We start from the raw sequence: 24,164 nt of genomic DNA on the forward strand, positions 1-24,164 counted from the left end.
CTATTTATACTCCATGATGCCCGCCCGTTTGCCGGTCAGGCGCCGCAGATGGAACTCGCAGATCCCGATGGCTTCGGGGACCTTTCCGATGGTCAGAAAGGCGGCATGTTCGAGGGCCGTGCGCAGGCTGCCGTAACGCGCCGTTTCCTTGCGCGCCAGTCGCAGGATCTGCACGGGATAGATCAGAAAGCCCAACACGATCCAAGGGCTGAGAAGCAGCGCGCCAAGCAGGAGTGCGAGAGGTAGATACAGCCCCCATAGCAGAGCCCGCCGCGTTTGTGCGACATTGTGATGATAGGGGGCCGCCCCGTGCAGATAGGCCCCTTCGGCATAGGCATGACCGGCGCGGCGTGCCCGCTTCCAGAACTGCCCGAACCGCGTCATGGCCGCATCATGCCATGTCATTTCGGCGTCAATCCGCCAGATTTTCCACCCCGCCTTACGCAGCCTGACACACATCTCCGGCTCTTCGCCCGCAATCAGGGTCGGGTTGTAATCGCCAACCTCGGACAGGGCCTGAACACGCATCAGCGCATCACCGCCACAGGCGCGGGCCTCGCCAACAGGGGTGTCCCATTCCCGATCGCAATGGGCGTTATAGGGGGTCGCCTTGGGAAAGCGTTCGCGGCGGCGGCCACAGACCACGGCGACCTCCGGTCGGGTTTCCAGAAAGCTCCGGGCTGTCTCGATCCATGTGCTGCGGATCTCGCAATCGCCATCGACAAGTTGCACGAAGGCGGCATCCGGGGCAATCGCGCGCAGCCGCTCCAGCCCCGCATTGCGGGCCCGTGCTGCGGTGAAGGGCTTGGTCAGATCCAGTTCGACGACTTCCACACCGCGCGCGCGCGCGGCCTCGCGGGAGCCGTCCGTCGAGCCGCTATCGACATAGATCAACGGCATCGCCCCTTCCAGTGAGGCCAGACAGCGCAGCAGGCGTTCGCCTTCGTTGCGCCCGATGACAATCGCGGCAAATCTTTCCGGCATGGATCAGCGTCCCCGAAGCAAGGGCCACATCACCTGGGCCGAAAAATCACGGAAGAAATGCAGCGGCGCATGCAGTTTCTGGCCGCGCAATTTGGCCAGCGGCGCGTTGAGCGCAGCCCCCGCCATCCAGGCCAGCCCCGTCAGCAAGGCTCCGCCGCGTCCCTGACATTTCCGGTGGTAATAAAGCCATGACCGATACCAATATCCCGGCTTGGCTTTGCGCACGGCCTCGTTCGAGCGCACGTCGGTCGCGGCCCCTTCGGCATGCAGCACCCGTGCCTGCGGCAGATGCCAGACCTGATAGCCATGCGCGCGAATGCGGTGCATCAATTCCGTCTCTTCGAAATAGAGGAAGAATTCGGGATCGAAGGTGCCCACCTTTTCAAGCACCGCAAGCGGGAACATCACCGCAGCCCCGGAGACCCAATCCACCTCGCCTTCAGGGGTGTCAGGGGGCAGGGCGACCTCGTGGTTGCGGAAGGCGCGGGCCAGCGGGCCGAAATTGACCGCATGCACGAAGCTTGCCGTCGGCGAAAAGAACCGGAAGGCCGCCGAAACCGGCTCTCCCGAGGGTTTGGCGATCTTGGCGCCTGCCGCTCCGGCCTGCGGATGCGCGTCGAGGAAATCCGCCATGATCGACAGCGCCTCGTTTTCGAGCGTGGCATCGGGGTTCAGCAGGAAAGCATAGCGCGGGCGTTCAGAGGCGGGGCGTGCCAGCAATGTGTCGAGCACGACATTGTTACCCCGTCCGAAGCCGTGATTTTCGGTTTCGGGCCATAAGGTGACCTGCGATCCCCAGTTCCGCTCGGCATGCAGGCGCGCAAAGACCTGCGCATCATCGCCGGGCGAGGCGTTATCGACCAGATGCACCTCGACCGTCCGCCCCCCATGCGAATGCTCGAGCACGCTTTGCACGGCAGCGGCTGAAAGGTCGGCGGTACCGTAATTGACGACAATGACAGCAATATCAGACACAGGAATCCATTTCCTTAATCAACTTTGCGTTGATCATGACCGATCTGGGGGGCAGGGACAAGAAAGGATGCACTGTGCGATTGAGGCACGTGCAAAACTCTGCCAAAGATAGACGCACATTCTGCAAGTCCTTGAGTCAGCACACGAGCGCCGATGCCCAACCTCTTTGCCTACTTCATGCTTTTTGTCTGGCCGCTCATTACATGGCAGCTGTTCAAGCGTTACCCCGCAACCAAGGCCGCAATCGGTGCCGTGATCTGGGGCTATCTGCTCCTGCCGGAGCGGCCAAACCTGAATTTTCCGGTTATTCCCAACATAAACAAGTCCATTGTCCCGTCTCTGGCGGTGCTGATCGTCTATCACTATGTGAAGAAAAACGAGATCTTCATGGCGCGGCGTGCGGCGCGGCACGAAGCCGCACTGGCACCGGTTGCCGAAAAGACGGGCGAGGGCGTCGCGTCGCCGATTGCAAAGAAACGTCAGGCCTTCCTACTGAAAAAGCCCCGCACAAAAGTTCGGCTGATGCTGATTTTGGCGACGGTTTTCCTGCTGATTTCGCCGGTGATCACCTATTTGACAAATCGCGCTCCGATTGTAGACGGCCTGACCTATCTTCCGGGCATCCGGCCCTATGACGTTGCGGCCTATACCCGCAATCTGGCCTGTCTTCTGCTGCCGTTCTTTGTCGGGTTGAAGCTGGTGACAGACCGTCAGGGGCAGATCTGGCTGTTGCGGACCATCGTTTTCGGCGGGCTGCTCTATACCGTGGCAATCCTCATTGAAATCCGCATGAGCCCCCAGCTAAGCACTTGGATTTATGGCTTCTTTGCGCATGACTTCCGGCAGCATTACCGCAATGGCGGCTGGCGGCCCATCGTGTTCCTTGCGCATGGTCTGCGGGTGGGGATTTTCATGTCGATGGCGGTGCTGGCGGCGGCGACGCTGGCGCGGGCCAGTGACAATGGCAAGTCGCGCCTGCGCTGGTTGCTGGTGTCGCTGTGGCTGCTGGTCGCACTCTACCTATCCAAGAATACCGGCGCGCTGCTGATTACCGTGCTGCTGCTGCCGATCCTGCTGGTCGGCTCGCGCGGGATGCAGGCGGTGATGGCAGGCATCATCGCGGCGTTGGTGCTATGCTATCCGATTGTGCGCGGCACAAACCTCGTGCCCACCGAAACCGTGGCCGAGACGATTGCGCCCTATGCGCCCGAACGGGCCGCCTCACTGGAATTCCGCCTGCGCAATGAAGACGAATTGCTGGCGCATGCCAATCTCAAACCTCTGGCGGGGTGGGGCGGCTGGGGCCGGAACCTGCTGTTCAACCCTGAAACGGGCAAGCCAAGCACCATTACCGACGGGATCTGGATCATTATCATCGGCCAATATGGCTGGATCGGGTATCTCAGCCTGTTCGGCTTCATCTGTCTGCCGGTCATCCTCTGTGCCTTTTCCTATCGCAAACTCAGGCTCGATACGATCGATATAGGGATGATGGTGGTCATGGCGGCGAATATGATCGACCTCATCCCGAATTCGTCGCTGGTCGCGCCGATCTGGCTTCTGAGCGGGGCGCTCTGGGTCCGCTATGATCAGGCCCGCCAAACCGAGATGGCCTCGCATCTTTCACCGCGGGAACGCCGCCTGTATCACAAGCGCGATGCCGATTTCGACATAGCCCCCGATGTTCCGGCCAAACCGACGCGCAAGAAGGGCCGGTTGAACCGGCCGGCCGTCACCTCCTGAGGCGGCCTTTCCCTCCCCACTCGCTCATTTTGGAATTTCTCATGACGCATACCCGTCCTCCCATTGCCTACCTGACCGGCGAATATCCGAAGGTCTCGCATACCTTTATCCAGCGCGAGATTGCCGCGCTGCGCGATGAGGGGTGGCAGGTGCATACCTGTTCGGTCCGGCGCACGGCGGCCCGTGATGTTGTCGGGGAGGACCAGATCCGCGAGCAGGCGGCAACCTTTGCCATTTTCGATGCGATCAAATCGCCTGCCAAGGTTCTGGGGGCGCAGGTCTGGGCGTTGAAACGCGATGCGAAAGCTTGGTTGCGCACCGCAAGGCTGGCATGGAAAACCCGCCCGCCGGGGGTGAAAGCGGCGCTTTGGCAAGGGTTCTACTTCCTTGAAGCGGCCATTCTGGCGCAGCATCTGCAGGCCAAAGGCGTGCGTCATCTGCATAACCATTTTGCCAATTCCAGCTGTTCGGTGGCGATGCTGGCATCCGAGCTGTCGGGCATCCCCTTCTCGGTGACCATGCATGGCCCCGCCATTTTCTACGAGCCGCGCTGGTGGCGTATTGATGCCAAGATCGCGCGGGCGCGCTTTGTGTCCTGCATCAGCCATTTCTGCCGCTCGCAGGCAATGTATTTTTCCAAGCCCGAGCATTGGTCGAAGCTGAAAATCGTCCATTGCGGTATCTTCCCCGCGCTCTATGGGCATGAGACCCCGCCCGAGACCCCGTCCACGCCGAAAGAAGCGGGGCAGGAAATCCTGTTTGTCGGGCGTCTGGCGGCCATCAAGGGCGTGCCGCTTCTGATCGAGGCCTTCGCGCGGCTCAGGGATACGCATCCCGAGGCAACCCTGTCGATTATCGGTGACGGGCCGGAGCGGAGCTATTGCGAGACGATGGCCCGCACGATGGGGGTGGCCGAGCGGGTGAAGTTCTGGGGGTATCAGCCTTCGGATGCGGTGGCCGACCATATGCGCCGTGCCGATATGCTGGTGCTGGCCTCTTTTGCCGAAGGGGTGCCGGTCACGCTGATGGAGGCGATGGGCTCCCAACTTCCGGTGATCGCCAGCCGCGTGGCGGGTGTGGGCGAGTTGGTGGAAGACGGGGTGTCTGGCTTTACGATTCCGGCGGGGGATCTGGAAAGCCTGGCCGACCGGCTGGATCGCCTGCTGGCCGATCCGGCCCTGCGGGCGCAGATGGGAAAAGAGGGCCGCCGCAAGGTCTGCGCCGAATTCGACCTTGAAAAAGAGGCGCAATGGCTTGGGCAGGTGATCGAAGGCTCTCTAGCGGAGGCGCTTCCCACGGGTCTGCGCCCCTGATCCTTCCGGCAGGCATGGCGCCCCGAACGGGCAGGGCGCCACGCTTTGCAGGCCATGTGTTTCGGGCCTGTCAGCGTCTATTCTGCGGCGGCCGTTTGCGCGGCAGGCACCAGTGTTTTCCATGCCTGATATTGCGACAGGAAGACCTGCCCGTTCAGTTCCGACAGGAAATGCGCAGTGGCCAGCCTGTCCATCACGGGGCCTTTGACCTCGCTGAGATGGAAGCCGATCCCGCGTTCTTTCAGCAGATGGTTGATCGCCTCGAGGCTTTCCAGCGCCGAGTAATCCACGCTATTGACCGCCGAGAACATCAGCACGACGTTGCGGATTTCGGGTGCGCTGGCAAGGCGGTCCTGCAAGCGGTCTTCCAGCACGCGCGCATTGACGAAATACAGGCTTTCATCCACTCGCAGGGTCAGCAGGCTCGGTTCGGTGATGACCTCGTGGCGGCGGATATTGCGGAAATGCTCGGTGCCGGGCACAAGACCGACCTCTGCCACATGCGGTTTGGAGGTGTGCAGCAGATGCATCACGATCGACAGGATCACCCCTGTCGCCACACCGATTTCGACGCCTGCGGCAAGGGTCAGCAGGATGGTCACCAGAACGGCGACGAAATCCTTGCGCGAATACTGCCATGTTTTCTTGAGGATCGAGAAATCGACAAGGCTGAGCACGGCCACGATGATGGTCGCGGCGAGCGTGGCATTGGGCAGGAAATAGACCAGCGGCGTCAGCGCGATGGCCGCGATGCCGAGGCCGATTGCCGTGAACGCACCTGCTGCGGGCGTTTCGGCCCCTGCATCGAAATTGACGACCGAACGCGCAAAGCCGCCGGTGACCGGATAGCCGCCGGTGAAAGCCGCCCCGATATTGGCCGCGCCGAGGCCGATCAGCTCTTGGTCGGGGTCAATCCGCTGGCGTTTTTTCGCGGCCAATGTCTGGGCCACGGAAACGGATTCGACAAAGCCGATGATCGAGATCAGGATGGCCGGAAGCGCCAGTTGGCCGATTAACTCGGGGGACAGGCCCGGCATGGTCAGGGGCGGCAGGCTTTGCGGCACGCTGCCGACAATAGCCACGCCCTGCGCGTTCAGATCCAGCCCCCATGTGCAGAGCGTCGTGATGACAACGGCGGCGACGGGACCGGCCTTGGTCAGGATGTCGGCCAGTCGTGGACCCAGACCCAACCGCCGCAGAAGCGGCTTCAACCCCTTGCGGACCCAGAACAGGAAGGCGGTGCTGAGGACGCCGATGGTCAGGGTGATCGGGTTGGTCTGCCCCAGATGTGCGACAAGTGCGGTGACCATCTCGGGGAGGGTGGCACCGCTGGCCTTGATCCCCAGCACATGTTTCAACTGGCTGGTGGCGATCAGGATGCCCGAGGCCGTGATGAAGCCCGCAATCACCGGATGGCTCAGGAAATTGGCGATGAACCCCAGACGGAACAGCCCCAAGGCCAGCAGGAACAGGCCGGAAAGCAGGGCAAGGGTCAAGGCGGCAATCGCGTAACCTGCGGTGCCGCTGGCGGCGATCTCGCCGATAGAGGCGGCTGTCATCAGCGAAACCACCGCCACCGGCCCCACCGCAAGCGCGCGGCTTGTGCCGAAAATCGCATAAAGGATGATCGGCGCGATCGAGGCATAGATGCCGGCTTCGGGAGGGAGCCCCGCCAGCATTGCATAGGCCAGCGATTGCGGGATCAGCATGATGGTCACGATAATGGCCGCGACCAGATCGTTGGACAGAGCCGTGCGGTTATAGGCACGGCCCCAAGTCAGGATGGGCAGATAGCGGGAAAAAGAGGGCATGGCTTTGGGGTCCTGCGCTATGGCTGCGGACCGGTTGGCGGTCCGCAGCAGCATCGGGTTGGGCCTGAATTATTCGGACTTGGCCGAAAGGGGCTCGGGCTTGGCCATCCATTCGTGGCCGCGCAGCATGGCCTTCCAGTAGATCGGCGGCAGCAGCTTCTCTTTCAGGAACCAGGCCGCGCGCGTGGGTTGCGTGCCGTCCAGCAGCCATTTCGGGAAGGAGGGTTTCAGCACGCCCCCATAGGCGAATTCGGCCAGCACGATTTTGCCGCGTTCCACGGTCAGAGGGCACGACCCGTAGCCATCATATTGGGCATGTGCCGATTTGCCCATCAGATCGGACATGATGTTTTCGGCCACTGTCGGGGCCTGTTTGCGGGCCGCGGCGGCGGTTTTCGCATTGGGGGCATTCATCACATCGCCCAGCGACCAGATGTTGTCATAGGTCTTATGCCGCAGCGTCGCCTGATCCACATCGACCCAGCCTGCCGCATCGGCCAGAGGCGAGACGCGGATGAAATCCGGCGCGGTCTGCGGCGGAACCACATGGATCATGTCGAATTCGGTGGTGATCGTCTGTGTCTCTGTCTCGGGCTTGGTGACCTCGAATGTGGCGGTCTTCGCCTGTCCGTCGACTGCGACAAGCTTGTGGAAGAAATTCAGCGTCGCGTCGTATTTCTCGACATATTTCATCAGGGCGGGAACATAGTCCTTCACCCCGAACAGCACCCCTCCCGCATTCATGAACTGGATGTCGATCTTGTTCAGGACGCCGCGTTTGAACCACGCATCCCCCGAAAGATACATCGCCTTCTGCGGAGCCCCCGCGCATTTGATCGGCATCGGCGGCTGGGTGAACAGCGCCCGCCCTTCTTTCATCGAAGACACAAGCTGCCAGGTATAGGGCGCAAGATCATAGCGGTAGTTCGAGGTGACCCCGTTACGCCCCAACGTCTCCTCCAGCCCTTCGATACCGGCCCAGTCCAGCTTGAGGCCGGGGCATACCACCAGTCGGTCATATTTCACCACACGACACCCATCGAGGATGATGGCGTTGTTTTCCGGTTCGAAAGCGGCCACCGCCGCCTTGATCCATTTCACGCCATGCGGGATCAGGCTGCCCATCGTCTTGGCGGTCTGGGCAGGCTCGAAAATGCCGCCGCCGACCATCGTCCAGCCCGGCTGGTAATAATGGATATCTGCCGGATCGATGATGGCGATTTCCAGATCGGCACGTCGCGCCTTCAGGCTGGAGGCCACCGCGATGCCGCCCGCGCCTGCGCCCACGATCACGATCTGGAATTTGGCATCTGCGGTATCGGTGGGGGTTTTGCCGCCATTGGCGATGCGCCGTGCAACGCCGTTCATGTCGTACCCTGCCGCTTTGGTGCGGGCGAGGATTTCGGTCAGCGGGCGGTCATTGGCCTGCGACAGCGACCAGAGCGTGGTCGAGCGCGTGCCGGTGCGGCAATAGGCGAAGGTCGGGCCGGGCAGGGTGGTCAGCGCCGAGGCGAATTGCTCGGCATCGGCCTCCGTCACCATGCCGGGCGTTACGGGGATGTAGCGGAACTCCAGCCCCTTCGCGCTGGCCGCCCGCGCGATCTCGTCATGGTTGGGCTGGTCTGCGCCTTCTGCATCGGGCCGGTTACAGATGATCGAGCGGAAACCGGCGGCGGCAAGCGTGTCGATATCTTCCGCCGTGATTTGCGGGCCGACAGACAGGCCGCGCGTCAATTCGTGTTTTTCCAAAGATCTCCCTCCTCCTTGGAATAAAGTGTCAAAAGGGGGCAGGCCGTAGCCAACCCCGAGGTTTAAAACGTGACCCTTGCGGGCCTGTCAAAGCGCGGGCCTGTCAAAACGCGGCCCCGTTGCGCTGTTCCCCGTCGCGCTGTTCCCCGCCCTGCCTTTCCCGATCGCGCATGTCGCTGTCGCGCGACCGGGCGGTGCAAGGCCTGGGGCCATGCAAGACTTAAGGCGGCGGGGGTTAAAGCCCGTTCAGCGGCACCTTCAGGAAACGTTTGCCGTCCTTGTCCTGCGGCGGCAGGTCCCCGCCGCGCATGTTGACCTGAAGCGACGGAATGATCAGCTTGGGCATATCCAATTGCGCATCGCGTTCGGTGCGGAACTTGACGAAATCTTCCTTGGTCTTGCCCGCGCCCACATGGATGTTATGCGCTTTCTCTTCGGCCACTGTGGTTTCCCAGCGGATCTCGCGGCCATTGGGGCCGTAATCATGGCACATGAACAGGCGCATCTCGTCGGGCAGAGACAGGACTTTCTGGATGCTGTCATACAGGGTCGCGGCATCGCCGCCCGGAAAATCGGCCCGCGCCGAGCCGCCATCGGGCATGAAGAGCGTATCGCCCACAAAGGCGGCGTTGCCCATTACATGCACCATACAGGCGGGCGTATGGCCCGGTGTATGCATGGCAAAACAGGTCATGCCGCCCACCTGATAGGTGTCGCCATCCTCGAACAGCTTGTCGAATTGCGAACCGTCACGCTGGAATTCGGTGCCTTCGTTGAAGACCTTGCCGAATGTATCCTGCACCACGGTGATCTGGCGCCCGATTCCCAGCTTGCCGCCCAGTTTCTTCTGGATATAGGGGGCCGCCGAGAGGTGATCGGCGTGGACATGGGTCTCGATCAGCCATTCCAGCTTCAGCCCCTGCGCCTCGACATAGGCGATCAGCTCATCGGCATGCTCATAGCTGATCCGGCCTGCGGCATAATCGATATCCATGACGCTATCGACAATGGCGCAGGACTGGCTGGCCGGATCCTTGACGATATAGCTGATCGTATTGGTCGCCGGGTCGAAGAAGCCTTTGACCTCGGGGGTGACGGACATGTCGGTCGGATAATTCATGCGCATAGTTCCTTGTGCAGGGGGCGTCGCGGTTTCAGGAGCGCGGGCAGGTGCGGATGCCCACGATCGTATAGAGCGGACAAGTCCCGATCAGCGAGGTCACGATGAAGACCAAGGCAACGATGACGGCCAGAATCTTCAGGAGCCCGGCAGGGAGTATCCCCGCTATGGCCAGAACCAGAAGCACTACGGCGACAATGACCCGCAAGGCACGATCCGTTTTTCCCATATTTCTTGTCATCACATCCTCCCGATGAGCAGATGCATGATCATAGACCCGCGCGTGTCAGGGTAACGGTGACTTCGTCACACAACTATGAATTTCGCGCTTAAATTGTGCCAGCAGCCTTAACAAGACGTTCCAGCCCGACCTTTCCTGTCAGATGCACCTCGCCGCGCGCCTGTTCGATCCAGCCGCGCCGGTGGAATTCCGAAAGCGTCCGCGAGATCACCTCGCGGGCGGTGCCAAGTTCGTTGGCAAGCTGCTGGTGGGTGGCCCGTATGGTATCGGTCGCATCCGCCAGTTCCAGCAGGCGCTGCGCCAGCCGGACATCCATCCGCTGGAAGACGATGTCATTGATCAGCGTGAACAGATCGGTGATCCGGCGCGAATAGGCCTTGAAGATGAACTCGCGGAACAGGGGCGAGCGTCCGGCCAGATCGTCGAAGGTCGCACGCGGAATGGCCACGGCGGTGACATCGGTTTCCGCCACGCCATCGGCGGCATAGTCTTCGAAGGCCAGCATGCAGGCGGTGGTCAGAACGCAGCTTTCACCGGCATTGACCCGATACAGGATCACCTCGCGACCGGTCTCGGATTTCTGCTGGACCCGCACTGTGCCGTCCAGCAGCAAAAGCAGGTTGTCGGCCGATTGTCCGGGGGCGAAAATTTCGGTGCCGGCGGGCACGCTGAGCACCTGACTGCCTGCGATCAGCACGGATTTGATGTCTTCGGGCAGGCGGCGCAACCCTTCGAATTTCTCGATCCAGCCGGTGGTCTCGATAGTCATGTCGGAAGGCTCCCCCTTTTATATGGCGTAATCTTTAGTCAGCTACCTTAGGGAAATCCAGCCTTGCCCCCGCGATTGTGGGACAGGGAACCGTTTGCGACGTGAGGTGTTGGCAGGAATGATGCCTTATCCCGTGCTGTTCCGTCGCCCCCTTCGCTGTGCTGGCCTGTTTTTGCTGCTTGTCTGTCTGGCGCAGGCCCTGCCGCACGCGGCACATGCCGAGCAAACCGAAAGCGCCTCGTCGGAATGGTATGAGGCCGATGCGCTCAATCGCGGTCTTGGCACGCCGCCGGACGGGTTGGACCGCAGCACGCCGCGATCGTCTTTGGAAAGCTTCCTGATACAGGCCAATGAGGGCAAGTGGCTGGCGGCGGCGCATATGCTGGATCTGTCGGATGTGCCCGAGATGGAGCAGCGGACCAAGGGGCCGGAACTTGCCCGCGATTTCAAGACATTGCTCGACCGGAAGATCGTGATTGACTGGTATGCGCTCAGGGACCGGCCTGACGGGCTGGATGAACGTGCGGTCGGGGATGCGCCTATGGCGGGCAAGCCGCGCCGTTCCATCCTGCTATGGTATGTCGATCTGGGTAACCGTCCGGTGCCGATCCGTATCAACCGTATCAAGCCGAAAAACGGCGCGGCGGTCTGGGTCGTGTCGCGCCAGACGGTGGATAATCTGCCCGCTCTGGGACAGGCCTATGCGCCCTCGGCACTGGAAAAGGCGCTGCCATCCGTTCTGCGCCGCGAGGCCGTCTGGGGCCTGCAATGGTGGGAGGCGATCGGTTTGCCGCTGGCGATTGCGATCACCGCACTGGCCGGATGGATCACGCAGAAGCTCCTGTCGCGCGGGCTGCACCGCAACCGCCGCGTGGCCCCCGCCTCGTTTCTGGTGGCGATGCGCGGGCCGGTCGTGCTTTTGGTGATGACCGTCACGCTGGCGATGATCTCGAACCGGTTGTTCATCTTCTCTGGCCGGATCGACACGGTGATCTCGCCGCTTGTGGTGCTGGGTGTGGTGGCGGCGGTGCTGTGGCTGATCGTCAATATCGCCGATGTGATCATCGAGAGGCTGGTCTCTTTTGACGGGGCCGAACTGAGTGCCATCGGCGAAGGCCAGGAGCTGCGCCGCGCGATGGCCACGCGCGTATCGGCCTTGCGGCGCGGGGCGATTGTGCTGATTGCGATAGTGGGGGTGGGGATTGTCCTCAACGAGGCCAGCGTCATGCAGTCGCTGGGGATCTCGCTTCTGGCCTCGGCAGGGACCATCGGGATCCTGCTGGCTTTTGCCGCGCGCAATATCCTGTCCAATATCATGGCCTCGTTGCAGATCTCGATGAACCAGTCGGCGCGGATCGGTGACAAGATCCTGTTCCGCGATTATGTCTGCTCGGTCGAGCGGATCAATTTCACCTATGTCCAGCTGCGTGTCTGGACGGGCAAGCGCCTTGTGGTGCCGGTGGTCGATTTCGTGGCCGAGCCTTTCGAGAACTGGACCATGCAGGAGCATTTCACCCTGTTCGAGGTGATTTTGCGTCTTGATCACCTCACGGATGTCGCGCCGCTGCGGCTGGCCTATCACCGCCTGCTGGACGATTACGGGTTGAGCGATGCGCCCGATAGCCGTGGGGTCTATGTGACGCAGCATGATATCTGGGGCCAGACCGTGCTGTTTCTGGTGCCAAGTGACGACCCCAATACCGGCTGGGCGACGTCTTGTGACTTGCGCGAGGCGCTGCTGGCCGAGGCCCGAAAGCTTGATGGCGCGGCCAAACCTGTCTTTCCACGGATCGCGCCCCCGCCGGAGACGGGCGCTGCGCTCGGCAGTTGACCTGCCACGGGGGGCCTGCCAAGGATTGGGGCAGACAGTTTCAGGAGAGTTCCGATGACCCCGGCAGAGATCGCAGCCTATATCGACCATACCGCGCTCAAACCCGAGACACGGGCGGCGCAGATTGACGCGCTCTGTGCCGAGGCGGCCAGCCACGGGTTCAAATCCGTCTGTGTGAATGCCCTGCATGTGCCGCGCGCGGTCAAGGCGCTGGCGCAAAGCGATGTGCTGGTCTGCACCGTTGTGGGGTTCCCTCTGGGCGCCTCCCCGAGCGAGGTGAAAGCGGCAGAGGCCCGCTGGGCCATCGCGCAGGGCGCGCGGGAGATCGATATGGTGATCCCTGTCGGTGCGCTGATCGACGGAGATCTGGATGCCGTGCGTGAAGATATTGCAACGGTCAAAGCGGCTTGCGGTCCTCTGTGTCTGAAAGTGATCTTGGAGACCTGCCTGCTGACAGGCGCCCAGATCGCCACGGGCTGCCATCTGGCCAAGGATGCGGGGGCGGATTTTGTGAAGACCTCCACCGGGTTTTCTTCCGGCGGTGCCACGATCGAGGCGGTTTCGCTGATGCGCAAGACGGTGGGGTCGGAGATGGGCGTGAAGGCGTCGGGTGGGATTTCGACCACCGCAGAGGCGCTGGCGATGATTGCCGCAGGGGCCAGCCGGATTGGCGCGTCGAAGAGCCTCGCGATCATTGGCGCTTAATATATTTCGAATCAATCATTAAAATGACAGAATTGTGACTGTGCATATATAAACATAAGCTTGCTTTCTTTCTAGCGTTTACCGGTGAAAGTCACAGGCGTAGAGGGGCGTCATCACTAGGCAGGTGGCCTGAATCACTAAGGGCCATCCGCAATCATTGGAGATGACTATGAAAAACGTTCTTATCGCAGCCGTTGTTGCCCTTTCCGCTTCCGCAGGGATCGCTTCGGCAGAATCCGCAGGTCACGCACAGCTCGCAGCGCAGCTCGGCCTGAACGGCGCAGATTTCACCACCGCTGAATTGACCAATATCCGCGATGCAAAAATCAACGGCGACACGCAAACCGCGAATTACTTCCTGAAGCACGAAAACCGTACTTCGGAAAATACCTCGGTTTCTCAAGGTAAAGCACAGCTGGCAGCTCAGCTTGGCGTTGATGCATCGAAATATTCGATGGCAGAACTCGTGTCGATGTCGACCGCAGATGATGACCAAGAAGCGCGCTTCATCGAAACCGGCGCATCGCGCAATACCGTTGCGCCGATCGAGCGCCCCTATCGCGGCGCTGGCCGTTCGTAATCGGCTCCGTCGCTACCGTTGCACATCACTGATGTGCATCTCCAGTGAGGAAGGGTGATCCGGTTTCGGGTTGCCCTTCTTCCAATTCCGGCGCCCCCCTCTGCTTCGGCAATGTGATGGCGGGGTTTGTGGAATATTCAACAGCGCGCTAACGAAATTCGGCCGATATCTTTGGCCACCGGCCTGAAGGGCGCAGCGCCCCTTCGGTCCTGCGCCCCTTCGGTCCTGCGTAATCCCTGTGCCCCATTGTGCCGTCCGGTTTGACACCTATATCCAGTTGAACCCCTCCAGAGGAGACCGGATTAGGATCAAGGCAATGGGATATGTAAAAACCGGAATGTTGATGGCCGCTGTCACGGCGCTGTTTTTGGGCCTTGGCTATCTGCTTGGCGGCAGCACGGGGATGGTGATCGCATTGGCCATTGCCGCCGCGATGAACCTGTTCAGCTACTGGAATTCCGACAAGATGGTGCTGCGGATGCATAACGCCCAGCCTATCGGTCCGCGCGATCCGTCGGGACTGACCGAGCTGGTGGCGGGGCTGGCGCGCAATGCGGGCCTGCCGATGCCTGCGGTCTATCTGATCGACACGCCCCAGCCCAATGCGTTTGCGACAGGGCGCAACCCCGAGAACGCTGCTGTTGCGGTGACCACGGGTCTGATGCGCGTGCTGTCGCGCGAAGAGCTGTCGGGCGTGGTGGCCCACGAACTGGCCCATATCAAGAACCGTGACACGCTGATCATGACCATTACCGCGACCTTCGCGGGGGCAATTTCGATGCTGGCGAATTTTGCGTTATTCTTCGGTGGCAGCCGCGACGAGAACCGGCTGGGCATTGTGGGGACATTGGCGATGATGTTCCTTGCCCCTCTGGCGGCCTCTCTGGTGCAGATGGCGATTTCCCGCACGCGGGAATATGCCGCCGACAAGCAGGGGGCGCAGATCTGTGGCCATCCTTTGTGGCTGGCGTCGGCTTTGCAGCGGATCCAGCAGGGGGCTGCGCAGGTCGATAACCTGACCGCCGAGCGCAATCCGGCCAGCGCGCATATGTTCATCATCAATCCGCTGCACGGGGGCGGGCGTGACAAGCTGTTCTCGACGCACCCCGCCACCGAAAACCGTGTGGCCGCGCTGCGGGAACTGGCTGTGCAGATGGGCGATCGGGGCGAACGCTCTGCCGCGCCTCGCGCGGCGGCGCCGCGTCCGGCCGAAGCCGCCAGCCCTTTGCAAGCGCGCCCGTCATCGTTGCCCAAGGTGAACCGCCAGCGGGATAAAAACAGCCCTTGGACCTGAGCTGTGCAGGCCTGCGCCGCTATCTGCGGCGCGGGGCGGAGTGTCGGGCGGCCCAGGCCGCAAGGGGCGGTCCGGCAATCAGCACGACAAACAGCCGCAGGATCTGCAAGGTCATCACGAAAGACATATCGGCATTGCTGGAATAGGCGAGCGCGGCCACGGCATCGATGCTTCCGGGCACGGCGGCCAGCACCCCGCTGAGCGGGTCGAGCCCGACCGTCCAGCCCAGAGCCAGCCCGATCCCGCCGCCCAGCAGCACCATCCCTATCGCCGCACCGATGATTGCGGGCATGGCCCGACCGGCCTGACGCAGAAGGGGGCGGTCGAAGCGCAGGCCGACATTCGCGCCGATGACCAGATAGGCGGCGACCAGCATCTCGTGGGGGATGCCGACCGGAACGCCTGCGGATTTCAGCGCGATGGCGGCAATCAGTGGCACCATCATCCCTCCGGCGGGGACAAAACGCAGGAAGCGCTGTGACAGCGGGGCCAGCACCACCAGCAGACATGTGATCCAGACTGGCCCGTGCGGGGTGCTTCGGGCGGGGGCTGCTTGGGCCGGATCGGACAGGCCCGTCACATGCAGGCCCGTCATATGCAAAATCGCCGCCAGTGCCGACATCGACAGGATGACCACCAGAATCCGGAGCACCTGAATGATGGCAACGGCCCGTGCATCCAGATTGCGTTCCTCGCTGATGGCGATGACGGCGCTGGCCATGCCCGGCAGGAACCCCCAGATCGCCTCTTCGCGGGCAATGACCCCGAGCCGTCCCACAATCACCCCTGCGAGGATCGCCACCAGCATCGTGCCCGCCAGTGTGGCCAGCGCCTGAGGCCAGACCTCGCCAAGACGGGCAAGGGTGTCGGGGCGGTAGCTGGTGGCAATCAGCACTCCCGTCGCCCCTTGTGCCAGCGCCCGCAGGTCACGGTTGAAGGTCAGCACATGGCCGGACAGGCCGAAACACATCCCCACAAGGATCGGCCCGATCAGCAGCCCTGCCGGCACCGCCAGTGCCGAAAGGACAATGCCCGAGAGGATACAGGCCGCCCCAAGCCCTGCCCAGTGGAGGATCTGCCTTGCCTGTCTCGGAGTGGTCTGCATCACGTTGGGTCTGCCCCGTTTGGGTGGGTCGTTCTTTTCTCGGGCCATCTTGCAACATGACAGCCTGACGGACCATTCCATCCGCCGCGCAGGGGCGGCCCCTCTTGCGCACAGAAAAAGGCGCGGCGTTCTGCCTGTGGTTGTGATGTCACGTTGCGGCACGGAATGCCTTCGCCCCCTTGATCACATTCGGGTGACGCGATTACTTCGCGTCATGAAAAAAGCGGCGCATATCGGGAAGGGATTTCACGGCATTCTGGCCGTTCTTCTTGCGTCGCTTCTGGGGCTGCAGGTGGCATTTGCCTATCAGCCCGCCTTGCCCGATGCCAGTTTGCGCGCCGATGAGGTGATCGTGCAGCTCTGCGACGGGGCGGGGCTGCATCGCGTGGCTTATGATCCGGTCACCGGCGCGGTGCGCGATCTGCCCGAGACCGAGGGCAGGGCGGCTGCGAAATGTCCGTTCTGTGTTCTTGGCCTGACCGCCTTGCCGGTTCTGGGCGGCTCGCCGGATTTCGTGGCACTGGCGCGGGGGATCGGTTTCGGACCCGTGCGGCTGGCGGGGATCGTTCCGGCGGCCCATCCTGTGCGGCTGTGGATCCGTGGCCCTCCGTTTGTGGCGTGACATCAACTGACAACCGCTGACAGGGCAGGCTCTGCCCTCAAGATGTCTTGCGCAGCAGGGCGTGGCCCCCTTGTGCATGTTTCGTTACTTTCCGGAGCTTCTCCATGACTATTCTGTCTTTCACGGCACGCCGTAGCGTGACCGCCTTTTTGCTTTGTTCCATTGCCCTGCCTGCCTTTGCGGAAACCGCAAAGAAGGACGCGACAACCGTCGATCTGGACACGATCTATGTCGAAGGGGCTGCGATGCAGACCGACGGCACCACCGTCACTCTCGACAAGGAGGCCCTTGCCACGGCACCTGCGCTGGATGGCGGGGCGCTGATGTCCACCATTCCCGGCATCGAAGGGTCGCGTATGGGGGGGCACGGGATCGACATCATCTTGCGGGGCATGTCGAAGAACCAGATCAATATCATTGATGCGGGCTCGTTTACCTATGGCGGCTGCCCCAGCCGGATGGACCCGCCCACCTCGATTGCCAGCTTTTACCGGGCGGACCGGATCGTGGTGGAAAAGGGCTATTCCAGTGTGACCAACGGGCCGGGAGCACCGGCAGGCACGGTGCGGCTGGAGCGCGACGCCCCCGAATTCGAGGCGGGCAAGAAGGTCTCGGGGTCGTTGACGGTTGGCGGGTCCAGCAATTCCGAGGCGAAAGAGATTTCGGGCACGCTGGCCTTCGATCTGGGGCACGGGTTCTATCTGGAAACCTCGGGCGAGTATAAGACGGCCAATGACTATAAGGACGGCAGCGGCAGGGATGTCCGCGCGGGCTATACCCAGAAAAGCACCGGCGTTACGCTGGGCTACAAGAACAATGGTGTGGATCTGGCGCTGGATGTCGAACATGACCGTGCCGAGGATGTCGAATTTGCAGGCGCGGCGATGGACAGCCCGCTGTCGAAAACCGAAACGATCCGTCTGCGGGGCGGTGTCGACCTCAGCTACGGGCCGCTGACGCGGATCGAAGGCTCGGTCTACCGGTCGGATGTCGATCACCGGATGGATAACTACTCGCTCCGCAGCCCCACAAATATGGCCATGCTGTCGCCCACCACTTCGGATACGCATGGGGGGAAACTGGAAGGCAAGCTGGATTTCGGGCGCACCAAAGCGACGGTCGGCATCGACTACCAGTCCAATTCCCGCACGGCCTTGGGCTATATGGCGATGTCTTCGGCGATGATCGACCTGGACAGCCCCTATTCGCTGACATGGCCCGATGTCACCATCGCCCAGACCGGCCTTTATGTGCAGACCGAAACCATGCTGAGCGCCAGCGACACGCTCAGGGCGGGGCTGCGCTATGATCACGTGCATGCCGATGTGGGCAAGGCCGATCAGTCGGTCAATGGCTATTCGCCCAACGACTATTACACCGAGGTGTATGGCACCAGCTATGATCATGCCCGCAGCGAGGACAATGTCGGCGGGCTCTTGCGGTACGAACACCAGTTCGATGCGCAGACCAAAGCCTTTATCGGCCTGTCGCGGGCGGTGCGCACGGCGGATGCGAATGAACGCGCGATGGCGCGCGGGTCGATGGGGGTTGCAAGCTATGTCGGCAATCCCGATATCGCGCCGGAAAAGCACAACCAGCTGGATATCGGTTTCCAGACCACGCGGGAGAACTGGTCGCTGAATGCGTCCGCTTTCTATGACCGTGTGGATGACTATATCCTGCAAGAGATCGTCACGACCTCGACAGGCAGCTCGCGCACCCAATATCGCAATGTCGGGGCGGACCTCTCGGGGGTCGAGGTCTTGGGAAGCTACAGCTATGGCGCATGGCTTTTTGCAGGGGATGCGACATGGACGCATGGCGAGAATACCAGCGATGACACGGCCTTGGCGCAGATCCCGCCGCTATCGGGCAGCCTGAGCGCGACATGGTCCGCCGATCTGTGGTCGGCAGGGGCGCGGGTGAACTGGGCCAGCCGCCAGAACCGGATCGACCCGTCGATCGATCCGGGCAAAACCGCGGGCTGGGCGACGCTGGATCTGTTCGGCAGCTACCAGTTGCGCGATAATGTGCGCCTGATGGGCGGGGTGGATAACCTGCTGGACAAAACCTATGCCCGCCATCTCAACCGCAAAAGCGTATTCGACACCACCGTTCCCCGCGTCAACGAGCCGGGCCGGACGGCGTATCTGTCGGTGCAGATGACATTCTGATCTGCAATCGCCTCCTGATGGGGCGTTTGTAAGGGCAGGCAGGGGGATGGGCCCACATCTCCCTGTCTTTGCCTTCGGGGGGCATCCCAAAGCGGTTCTTATGGGCGTGCGGCTTGGGGATTGGGTGACGTTTTGCAAGTGAAATGGTCGGGTTTTTATCCCTGACATTTATGCTCAAGTATTTGTTTTTATTGACTTTTATTTTTTGTGCCATATATTTCCCCTATGCAAGGCCGCGTCCTGTCCGGACCGCCATAAAAAGGAGAGGAAATATCATGAGCAAGTCCTGCGCCGATTGCGCCTTCTTCGAAGACCACAAAACCAATTCCGAAACCGTTGCAGCCGCCGATGATGCGGGTCTGTGCCGTTTCAACCCGCCGGTGTCGCAGCCGGAAGCCTCCTCGCATGGCCTCTGGCCGGTTGTGAAAACCGATGACTGGTGCGGCCATTTCGAGGAAGAATGATCCGCGTTCTTCTTTAAGGTATTGAAATGCCTATAAAAGGCCTCCGTTCGCGGGGGCCTTTTTCGTTTTCTCCGCCGCAAGGAAATCGTCTCTTGATTTTTCCGAGTATTTTTGTCAAGTTCTGCCCGCAACAATGGAGTCACAGATCTTGTCACATATCCAAAGCACCCACCATTCGGATCAGACCCAAGCAGAGTTTCCGCAGGCCGAGTTGCTGCGATTGTTCCGGTTGCAGATGCAAAGCCTTGATAATCCGCCCAAAAATGGCTGGTTGCGGGGGTTGGCTTTTGCCCAGAAGATCTGGGGGCGTGGCAAGGGGGCCGAGGTGTTCGCCGATATGGCCGTGCTGATGGATCGGGTGCTGACGGCGCGCAAGTCACCGATGCGCTATGGCAATCCCGATTGCGACTGCTGCGCGCATAAGATCAATCCGCTGGAGAATTATCTGCTGCGGGTGGTTGCGGCCCATTGGGAGGGCAAGCCCGCCAATGCCGAGCCGTTCGCGATTTTCCTGTCGGAAGCCAATGCCCATGAGCAGATCGTGAAAACGGCGGCACGTCTGGCCGCTCTGCTGCCGAAACCTGCCGCCCTATAAGGCAGACCGGCTTGGCGCGCAGAGGCCGTCTTTTCTGTATGCGCTTTATTTCGCCTTGGGGGGCGCCCCTGATGGGGCATGGGAATTTTTCCCCATGTCCGGCGCCTGATCCCGTCCTTTTCCAGATGAAACCGCCAGCATATTGATTGCGAGCCCGATATTTTCACATGAGGGATATCATGCGAACGGTGCAGAGTATTCGGGACTTCCGCAAGGCGTCGGGCAAACGGCAACGGGATATGGCGGCAGAGCTTGGCCTGTCCGAGGCCGCTTTCGTGGCCGCCCATATCGGGGCGGCGCTGGATGTGCCGGGGGATTCTGCGGCCTCTCCCATCACGGCCCATCCCGACGAGGTCATGCCGCTTCTGCCCGATCTGGGCGAGGTCATGACGCTGACACGCAACGGGTCTTGCGTGCATGAACGCGTCGGGCGCTTTGGCACCTATAAGGCGGGGCCTCATGCCGCGATGGTTCTGGGCCGCGAGATCGACACGCGGATCTTTCCCAAATACTGGGCTTATGGCTTTGCCGTGACCGAGCTTCGTCCCGAAGGTCCGCGCCGCTCTTTGCAGTTCTATGATCTCTATGGCGAGGCGCTACAGAAGATCTACCTCTTGGCACAATCGCAGCTTGCGGCCTGGCAGCCGCTGGTTGACCGGCTGCGCCTGCCCGACCCCGCCACCGAGCTGGCGCCGCTGCCGCTGCCCGCCCCCGAAGGCCCCAAGGGCGATCCGGCCAAGCGGCCCGCGCTGATTGCGGGCTGGCAGGAGATGACCGACACCCATCAGTTCAACCGGCTCACCCACAGGTTGGGCATGAACCGTCTGGGGGCCTATCGTATGGCTGGCCATCCCTTCGTGCGCGCGGTGGATCCGGCATCGGTCGGCGGCTGGTTGCGGGATCTGTCGATGACGGGCCAGAAGGTGATCTTTTTCGTCGGCAACCGTGGGCATATCCAGATTCATTGGGGCGCAATCCGCACTGTCCGCCCGCTGGGACCGTGGCTGAATGTGCTGGATGAAAGGTTCAACCTGCATCTGCGCGGCGATCATATTGCGGAATGCTATGTGGTCGAAAAGCCGACCCGTCGCGGTCTGGCGGTGTCGCTGGAGGCTTTCGATGCGGCGGGCGAGCTGATCTTCCAGTGCTTTGGCGAGCGCGAGAGTGACAGCGACGATCTGGCGCAATGGCATCATCTGCTGGATGCGCTGCCCTCCTGTTCCGCCGAGGCCGCAGAATGAGCCGGAGTCTACGGGCCGCCGTTCTCGCCTTGGTCAGCGTCGCCTTGGTCTGTGTCAGGGCGGCTCAGGCGCAAGAGCCCGCACGTATTCTGCCGGTGGGCGATGCGGCGACAGAATTTGTCTTCGCGCTGGGGGCGGGGGATCAGGTGGTGGCGCGTGACAGCACATCGCGTTTCCCGCCCGAGGTGCTGTCTTTGCCCGATATCGGCTATATGCGCCAGCTTTCGCCCGAGGGCGTGCTGTCGGTGACGCCCGATCTGATCCTCTTGCAGGCGGGGGCGGGACCGCCGGAAACGCTGCAGCAGTTGCGCGCCACCGGCCTGCCGCTTGTGACGCTGGAAGGCGGGTTCGATCCGGCACAGGTGCTGGACAATATCCGTCTGATCGGGGCGGCGCTGGGGCGTGCGCCACAGGCCGACGCATTGGCCCGTTCGCAGCAGGCGGCCTTTGCACAGCTGGGCGATATGGTGGCCCAAGGCCCGCATCCGCGGGTGATGTTCGTGCTGTCCGATCAGGCCGGACGGTTGAATGTGGCAGGGGCCGGCACTGGCGCCGACGGGATCCTGCGCCTTGCGGGTGCGGAGAACGTGATGGCGGACGCTTATACGGGCTATCGCCTTGTGTCGGACGAGGCGATCCTGCAGGCCGCCCCCGATATCGTCGTGATGCTTGATCATACCGGCCGCCCCGAGATGGACGCCCCTGCGGCCGATCTCTGGCGCAATGCGGCCTTGGCGGGCACACCGGCAGGGCAGCGGCAGGCCTTGGTGCGGGTCGCGCCTGCGGCCTTGGCCTTCGGGCCGCGCACCGCCGAGATGGCCGCGCATTTGCGGCAGGACCTTCTGGCCGCGGCTGCACCGCAATGATCCTGCGCTGTGGCTTCGGGGCCGTTTCGGGCCGGTGGCGCATGGCTGCGCCGCGCCCTGCGGGGGACCGGCATCTCCGTGCCCGTCTGCTCGGGCTGGGATTATGCGCGACCCTGATCGGGGTGATGGCGCTGTCGCTACATCTGGGGGCGGCAGGGGCCAGCGATGTGCTGGGCGTTCTCGCCGCCAAGGCAGGGCTGGGTGTGGCCGATCCCCGCGACAGTCTGATCATCTGGAATATCCGCCTGCCGCGCATGGTGACGGCGGCGCTTGTGGGGGCGGCGTTGGCGGTGTCGGGCACCGTGATGCAGGGTCTTTTCCGCAACCCTCTGGCCGATCCGGGGCTGGTCGGGGTTTCTGCGGGGGCCGGGCTCGGGGCGGTGGCGGCCATTGTGCTGGGCGGGCTGCTGCCGGTTGCGCTGCTCGGGCCTGCAAGCGCGGGGCTGACCCCTGTGGCGGCCTTTCTGGGCGGCTGGCTGTCGACCTTCGTGCTGTATCGGATTGCCACACAGGGCGGGCGGACCTCGGTCGCGACCCTGCTGCTGGCGGGCATCGCGCTTGGCGCGTTGACGGGGGCGCTGACCGGAGTGCTGGTGTATCGCGCCAGCGACAGCCAGCTGCGCGATCTGACCTTCTGGAATATGGGATCGGTGGCGGGGGCCAGCTGGGCCAAGCTGGTGGTGGCCGCGCCGGTGATCTTGGCGGGGCTCTGTCTGGCCCCCGCTCTGGCGCGCGGGCTGGATGCGGTGTCTTTGGGCGAGGCGGTGGCCGTGCATCTGGGGGTTGATCCCCAGCGGCTGAAGCGGCGGGCCATCGTGCTGGTGGCGGCCACGGTGGGGGCCTCTGTTGCGCTGACCGGCGGGATCGGATTTGTCGGGATTGTGGTGCCGCATTTGCTGCGGCTGGTTCAGGGGCCTGCACACCGGTTTCTGCTGCCCAATGCCGCCCTGCTGGGCGCGATCACCCTTTTGCTTGCCGATTGCCTGAGCCGCGTGGTGATCGCACCGGCGGAATTGCCGATCGGGATTGTGACAGCCGCCTTGGGCGGACCGTTTTTCCTGTGGATCCTGCTGCGCAATCGCGCCTTGGTGGATGTCTGATCATGCTGGTGGCAGAAACGGTTTCGGTGCAATTCGGCAGGCGGCAGGTGCTTGAGAGGGTCAGTTTTCAGGCCCGACCTGCTGCGGTGACGGCCATTGTCGGCCCGAACGGGTCAGGCAAGACGACCCTCTTGCGCTGTCTCGCGGGGGAGCTGTCCCATCAGGGGCAGGTGTATCTGAATGGCAGGGCGCTTTCCGCCCTGCGCCCCGCCGAGCAGGCAAGCTGGCGGGCGGTGCTGCCGCAATCGGGGCAGGTGGCCTTTCCCTTTACCGTGTTCGAGCTGGTCCGGTTGGGGCTGGGCGCGGGGCTGAGCCGCCATATCGCCGAACAGGGGGCAGAGGGGACCGGCCCTTTGGGGATCGTCGAGGCGGCGATCCGGCGCGTGGGGCTGGCGGGCTATGGCGGGCGGCTGGTGCAGGAACTGTCGGGGGGCGAACGCCAGCGGGCACAGCTGGCGCGCGTTCTGGCGCAGATCTGGCACCCCATGCATGAGGGACAGCCGCGCTGGCTCCTGCTGGATGAACCGGTCTCGGCGCTCGATATCGGCCATCAGCTTTCCATCATGCAGATCGCGCGCGACTTTGCCGATGCAGGCGGCGGTGTGGTGGCGGTGATGCATGACCTCAATCTGACATCGATGTTTGCCGACCAGATCGCCTTGATGTCGCAGGGCCGGATCTATCGGCAGGGGCCGCCGCAGGCGGTGCTGACCGATGGGGATCTCAGTGCCTGCTACGGCTGCCCGTTGCGCATCAATACCGCGCCGCAGGACGGACGGCCCTGGTTGTTGCCGCAAACCGCACGGGACCGCTAACGCCGTCCCCCGATGATCCTGAAGGCCAGCCATCGCCCGCCGAAACAGCAATACCGCCGCAGAAAAG

Annotated in this window: 22 protein-coding genes; 14 read left to right on the forward strand and 8 right to left on the reverse strand. The window is 62.4% G+C overall.

What is annotated here, in order from left to right; all coding sequences use genetic code 11:
• Nucleotides 1–984: a glycosyltransferase family 2 protein gene (locus tag AC2ISB_RS15360; RefSeq protein WP_486576906.1), complete on the reverse strand. Its 984-nt coding sequence runs from the start codon at nt 982–984 to the stop codon at nt 1–3.
• A 3-nt stretch (nt 985–987) separates the two neighbouring features.
• Nucleotides 988–1,959, reverse strand: coding sequence for a glycosyltransferase (locus AC2ISB_RS15365; protein WP_330629555.1), 972 nt, complete (start codon nt 1,957–1,959; stop codon nt 988–990).
• 153 nt (nt 1,960–2,112) lie between these two features.
• Between AC2ISB_RS15365 and AC2ISB_RS15370 the strand changes: the two genes are divergently transcribed.
• Together AC2ISB_RS15370 and AC2ISB_RS15375 are read left to right on the forward strand one after the other, a co-directional pair.
• Entirely contained in the window at nt 2,113–3,702 is a 1,590-nt protein-coding gene (locus AC2ISB_RS15370; RefSeq protein ID WP_330629556.1) for a hypothetical protein, read from the forward strand.
• Between the two features lie 41 nt (nt 3,703–3,743).
• Nucleotides 3,744–5,015, forward strand: coding sequence for a glycosyltransferase (locus AC2ISB_RS15375; RefSeq protein ID WP_486576907.1), 1,272 nt, complete (start codon nt 3,744–3,746; stop codon nt 5,013–5,015).
• A 77-nt stretch (nt 5,016–5,092) separates the two neighbouring features.
• On the opposite strand, the gene AC2ISB_RS15380 is transcribed toward AC2ISB_RS15375, so the two are convergent.
• The 5 genes from AC2ISB_RS15380 to AC2ISB_RS15400 all read right to left on the reverse strand — a co-directional run bounded on the left by AC2ISB_RS15380 (nt 5,093) and on the right by AC2ISB_RS15400 (nt 10,705).
• Nucleotides 5,093–6,826, reverse strand: a complete 1,734-nt coding sequence (locus tag AC2ISB_RS15380; RefSeq protein ID WP_330629645.1) for a SulP family inorganic anion transporter — start codon at nt 6,824–6,826, stop codon at nt 5,093–5,095.
• Between the two features lie 69 nt (nt 6,827–6,895).
• On the reverse strand, nt 6,896–8,575 hold the full coding sequence (locus AC2ISB_RS15385) for a bifunctional protein tyrosine phosphatase family protein/NAD(P)/FAD-dependent oxidoreductase (RefSeq protein ID WP_330629558.1): 1,680 nt from the start codon (nt 8,573–8,575) through the stop codon (nt 6,896–6,898).
• Nucleotides 8,576–8,810: 235 nt separating this feature from the next.
• The gene (locus tag AC2ISB_RS15390; RefSeq protein WP_330629560.1) at nt 8,811–9,695 is read right to left on the reverse strand and encodes an MBL fold metallo-hydrolase; all 885 of its coding nucleotides are present in this window, start codon (nt 9,693–9,695) and stop codon (nt 8,811–8,813) included.
• Between the two features lie 34 nt (nt 9,696–9,729).
• A complete protein-coding gene (locus tag AC2ISB_RS15395) occupies nt 9,730–9,936 on the reverse strand; it encodes a YgaP family membrane protein (RefSeq protein ID WP_486576908.1) in 207 nt (68 codons plus the stop codon).
• An 88-nt stretch (nt 9,937–10,024) separates the two neighbouring features.
• Nucleotides 10,025–10,705, reverse strand: coding sequence for a Crp/Fnr family transcriptional regulator (locus tag AC2ISB_RS15400; RefSeq protein ID WP_330629562.1), 681 nt, complete (start codon nt 10,703–10,705; stop codon nt 10,025–10,027).
• 118 nt (nt 10,706–10,823) lie between these two features.
• On the opposite strand from AC2ISB_RS15400, the gene AC2ISB_RS15405 reads away from it, so the two are divergent.
• The 4 genes from AC2ISB_RS15405 to htpX all read left to right on the forward strand — a co-directional run bounded on the left by AC2ISB_RS15405 (nt 10,824) and on the right by htpX (nt 15,115).
• On the forward strand, nt 10,824–12,536 hold the full coding sequence (locus tag AC2ISB_RS15405) for a mechanosensitive ion channel family protein (RefSeq protein WP_486576909.1): 1,713 nt from the start codon (nt 10,824–10,826) through the stop codon (nt 12,534–12,536).
• A 54-nt stretch (nt 12,537–12,590) separates the two neighbouring features.
• Nucleotides 12,591–13,241: a deoxyribose-phosphate aldolase gene (deoC, locus tag AC2ISB_RS15410; protein ID WP_486576910.1), complete on the forward strand. Its 651-nt coding sequence runs from the start codon at nt 12,591–12,593 to the stop codon at nt 13,239–13,241.
• Nucleotides 13,242–13,410: 169 nt separating this feature from the next.
• The gene (locus AC2ISB_RS15415) at nt 13,411–13,821 is read left to right on the forward strand and encodes a hypothetical protein (RefSeq protein WP_330629566.1); all 411 of its coding nucleotides are present in this window, start codon (nt 13,411–13,413) and stop codon (nt 13,819–13,821) included.
• 316 nt (nt 13,822–14,137) lie between these two features.
• Complete coding sequence (gene htpX / locus AC2ISB_RS15420; RefSeq protein ID WP_486576911.1) at nt 14,138–15,115, forward strand: zinc metalloprotease HtpX; 978 nt, start codon at nt 14,138–14,140, stop codon at nt 15,113–15,115.
• Nucleotides 15,116–15,134: 19 nt separating this feature from the next.
• Here htpX and AC2ISB_RS15425 read toward each other — a convergent pair whose 3' ends face one another.
• Nucleotides 15,135–16,220, reverse strand: a complete 1,086-nt coding sequence (locus AC2ISB_RS15425) for an AbrB family transcriptional regulator (RefSeq protein ID WP_486576912.1) — start codon at nt 16,218–16,220, stop codon at nt 15,135–15,137.
• A 214-nt stretch (nt 16,221–16,434) separates the two neighbouring features.
• On the opposite strand from AC2ISB_RS15425, the gene AC2ISB_RS15430 reads away from it, so the two are divergent.
• The 8 genes from AC2ISB_RS15430 to AC2ISB_RS15465 all read left to right on the forward strand — a co-directional run bounded on the left by AC2ISB_RS15430 (nt 16,435) and on the right by AC2ISB_RS15465 (nt 24,097).
• Nucleotides 16,435–16,842: a hypothetical protein gene (locus AC2ISB_RS15430; RefSeq protein ID WP_486576913.1), complete on the forward strand. Its 408-nt coding sequence runs from the start codon at nt 16,435–16,437 to the stop codon at nt 16,840–16,842.
• Nucleotides 16,843–16,946: 104 nt separating this feature from the next.
• On the forward strand, nt 16,947–19,016 hold the full coding sequence (locus AC2ISB_RS15435) for a TonB-dependent receptor domain-containing protein (RefSeq protein ID WP_339110032.1): 2,070 nt from the start codon (nt 16,947–16,949) through the stop codon (nt 19,014–19,016).
• Nucleotides 19,017–19,291: 275 nt separating this feature from the next.
• Nucleotides 19,292–19,480 carry a hypothetical protein gene (locus AC2ISB_RS15440; protein WP_330629571.1) on the forward strand — a complete coding sequence of 63 codons (189 nt, stop codon included), beginning with the start codon at nt 19,292–19,294 and terminating at the stop codon, nt 19,478–19,480.
• A gap of 148 nt (nt 19,481–19,628) precedes the next feature.
• Entirely contained in the window at nt 19,629–20,075 is a 447-nt protein-coding gene (locus AC2ISB_RS15445) for a hypothetical protein (protein ID WP_339110033.1), read from the forward strand.
• A gap of 179 nt (nt 20,076–20,254) precedes the next feature.
• Complete coding sequence (locus tag AC2ISB_RS15450) at nt 20,255–21,316, forward strand: hemin-degrading factor (protein WP_486576914.1); 1,062 nt, start codon at nt 20,255–20,257, stop codon at nt 21,314–21,316.
• On the forward strand, nt 21,313–22,182 hold the full coding sequence (locus tag AC2ISB_RS15455; RefSeq protein ID WP_486576915.1) for a heme/hemin ABC transporter substrate-binding protein: 870 nt from the start codon (nt 21,313–21,315) through the stop codon (nt 22,180–22,182). Before AC2ISB_RS15450 ends, AC2ISB_RS15455 begins: the two co-directional genes overlap by 4 nt.
• Nucleotides 22,179–23,282, forward strand: coding sequence for a FecCD family ABC transporter permease (locus AC2ISB_RS15460; protein WP_445268744.1), 1,104 nt, complete (start codon nt 22,179–22,181; stop codon nt 23,280–23,282). The genes AC2ISB_RS15455 and AC2ISB_RS15460 overlap by 4 nt, the downstream gene beginning before the upstream one ends.
• A 2-nt stretch (nt 23,283–23,284) precedes the next feature.
• Nucleotides 23,285–24,097, forward strand: a complete 813-nt coding sequence (locus AC2ISB_RS15465; protein WP_339110036.1) for a heme ABC transporter ATP-binding protein — start codon at nt 23,285–23,287, stop codon at nt 24,095–24,097.
• Nucleotides 24,098–24,164: the final 67 nt, after the last annotated feature.

The organism is Thioclava sp. NS-SX20 (assembly GCF_057380695.1).

Excerpts from the sequence above, each read along its gene's own strand:
- AC2ISB_RS15360 (WP_486576906.1), bottom strand. The coding sequence starts at position 984 with ATGCCGGAAAGATTTGCCGCGATTGTCATCGGGCGCAACGAAGGCGAA.
- AC2ISB_RS15370 (WP_330629556.1), top strand. The coding sequence starts at position 2,113 with ATGCCCAACCTCTTTGCCTACTTCATGCTTTTTGTCTGGCCGCTCATT.
- AC2ISB_RS15375 (WP_486576907.1), top strand. The coding sequence starts at position 3,744 with ATGACGCATACCCGTCCTCCCATTGCCTACCTGACCGGCGAATATCCG.
- AC2ISB_RS15380 (WP_330629645.1), bottom strand. The coding sequence starts at position 6,826 with ATGCCCTCTTTTTCCCGCTATCTGCCCATCCTGACTTGGGGCCGTGCC.
- AC2ISB_RS15390 (WP_330629560.1), bottom strand. The coding sequence starts at position 9,695 with ATGAATTATCCGACCGACATGTCCGTCACCCCCGAGGTCAAAGGCTTC.
- AC2ISB_RS15395 (WP_486576908.1), bottom strand. The coding sequence starts at position 9,936 with ATGACAAGAAATATGGGAAAAACGGATCGTGCCTTGCGGGTCATTGTC.
- AC2ISB_RS15400 (WP_330629562.1), bottom strand. The coding sequence starts at position 10,705 with ATGACTATCGAGACCACCGGCTGGATCGAGAAATTCGAAGGGTTGCGC.
- AC2ISB_RS15405 (WP_486576909.1), top strand. The coding sequence starts at position 10,824 with ATGATGCCTTATCCCGTGCTGTTCCGTCGCCCCCTTCGCTGTGCTGGC.
- deoC (WP_486576910.1), top strand. The coding sequence starts at position 12,591 with ATGACCCCGGCAGAGATCGCAGCCTATATCGACCATACCGCGCTCAAA.
- AC2ISB_RS15415 (WP_330629566.1), top strand. The coding sequence starts at position 13,411 with ATGAAAAACGTTCTTATCGCAGCCGTTGTTGCCCTTTCCGCTTCCGCA.
- htpX (WP_486576911.1), top strand. The coding sequence starts at position 14,138 with ATGGGATATGTAAAAACCGGAATGTTGATGGCCGCTGTCACGGCGCTG.
- AC2ISB_RS15425 (WP_486576912.1), bottom strand. The coding sequence starts at position 16,220 with ATGCAGACCACTCCGAGACAGGCAAGGCAGATCCTCCACTGGGCAGGG.
- AC2ISB_RS15430 (WP_486576913.1), top strand. The coding sequence starts at position 16,435 with ATGAAAAAAGCGGCGCATATCGGGAAGGGATTTCACGGCATTCTGGCC.
- AC2ISB_RS15435 (WP_339110032.1), top strand. The coding sequence starts at position 16,947 with ATGACTATTCTGTCTTTCACGGCACGCCGTAGCGTGACCGCCTTTTTG.
- AC2ISB_RS15440 (WP_330629571.1), top strand. The coding sequence starts at position 19,292 with ATGAGCAAGTCCTGCGCCGATTGCGCCTTCTTCGAAGACCACAAAACC.
- AC2ISB_RS15450 (WP_486576914.1), top strand. The coding sequence starts at position 20,255 with ATGCGAACGGTGCAGAGTATTCGGGACTTCCGCAAGGCGTCGGGCAAA.
- AC2ISB_RS15455 (WP_486576915.1), top strand. The coding sequence starts at position 21,313 with ATGAGCCGGAGTCTACGGGCCGCCGTTCTCGCCTTGGTCAGCGTCGCC.
- AC2ISB_RS15460 (WP_445268744.1), top strand. The coding sequence starts at position 22,179 with ATGATCCTGCGCTGTGGCTTCGGGGCCGTTTCGGGCCGGTGGCGCATG.
- AC2ISB_RS15465 (WP_339110036.1), top strand. The coding sequence starts at position 23,285 with ATGCTGGTGGCAGAAACGGTTTCGGTGCAATTCGGCAGGCGGCAGGTG.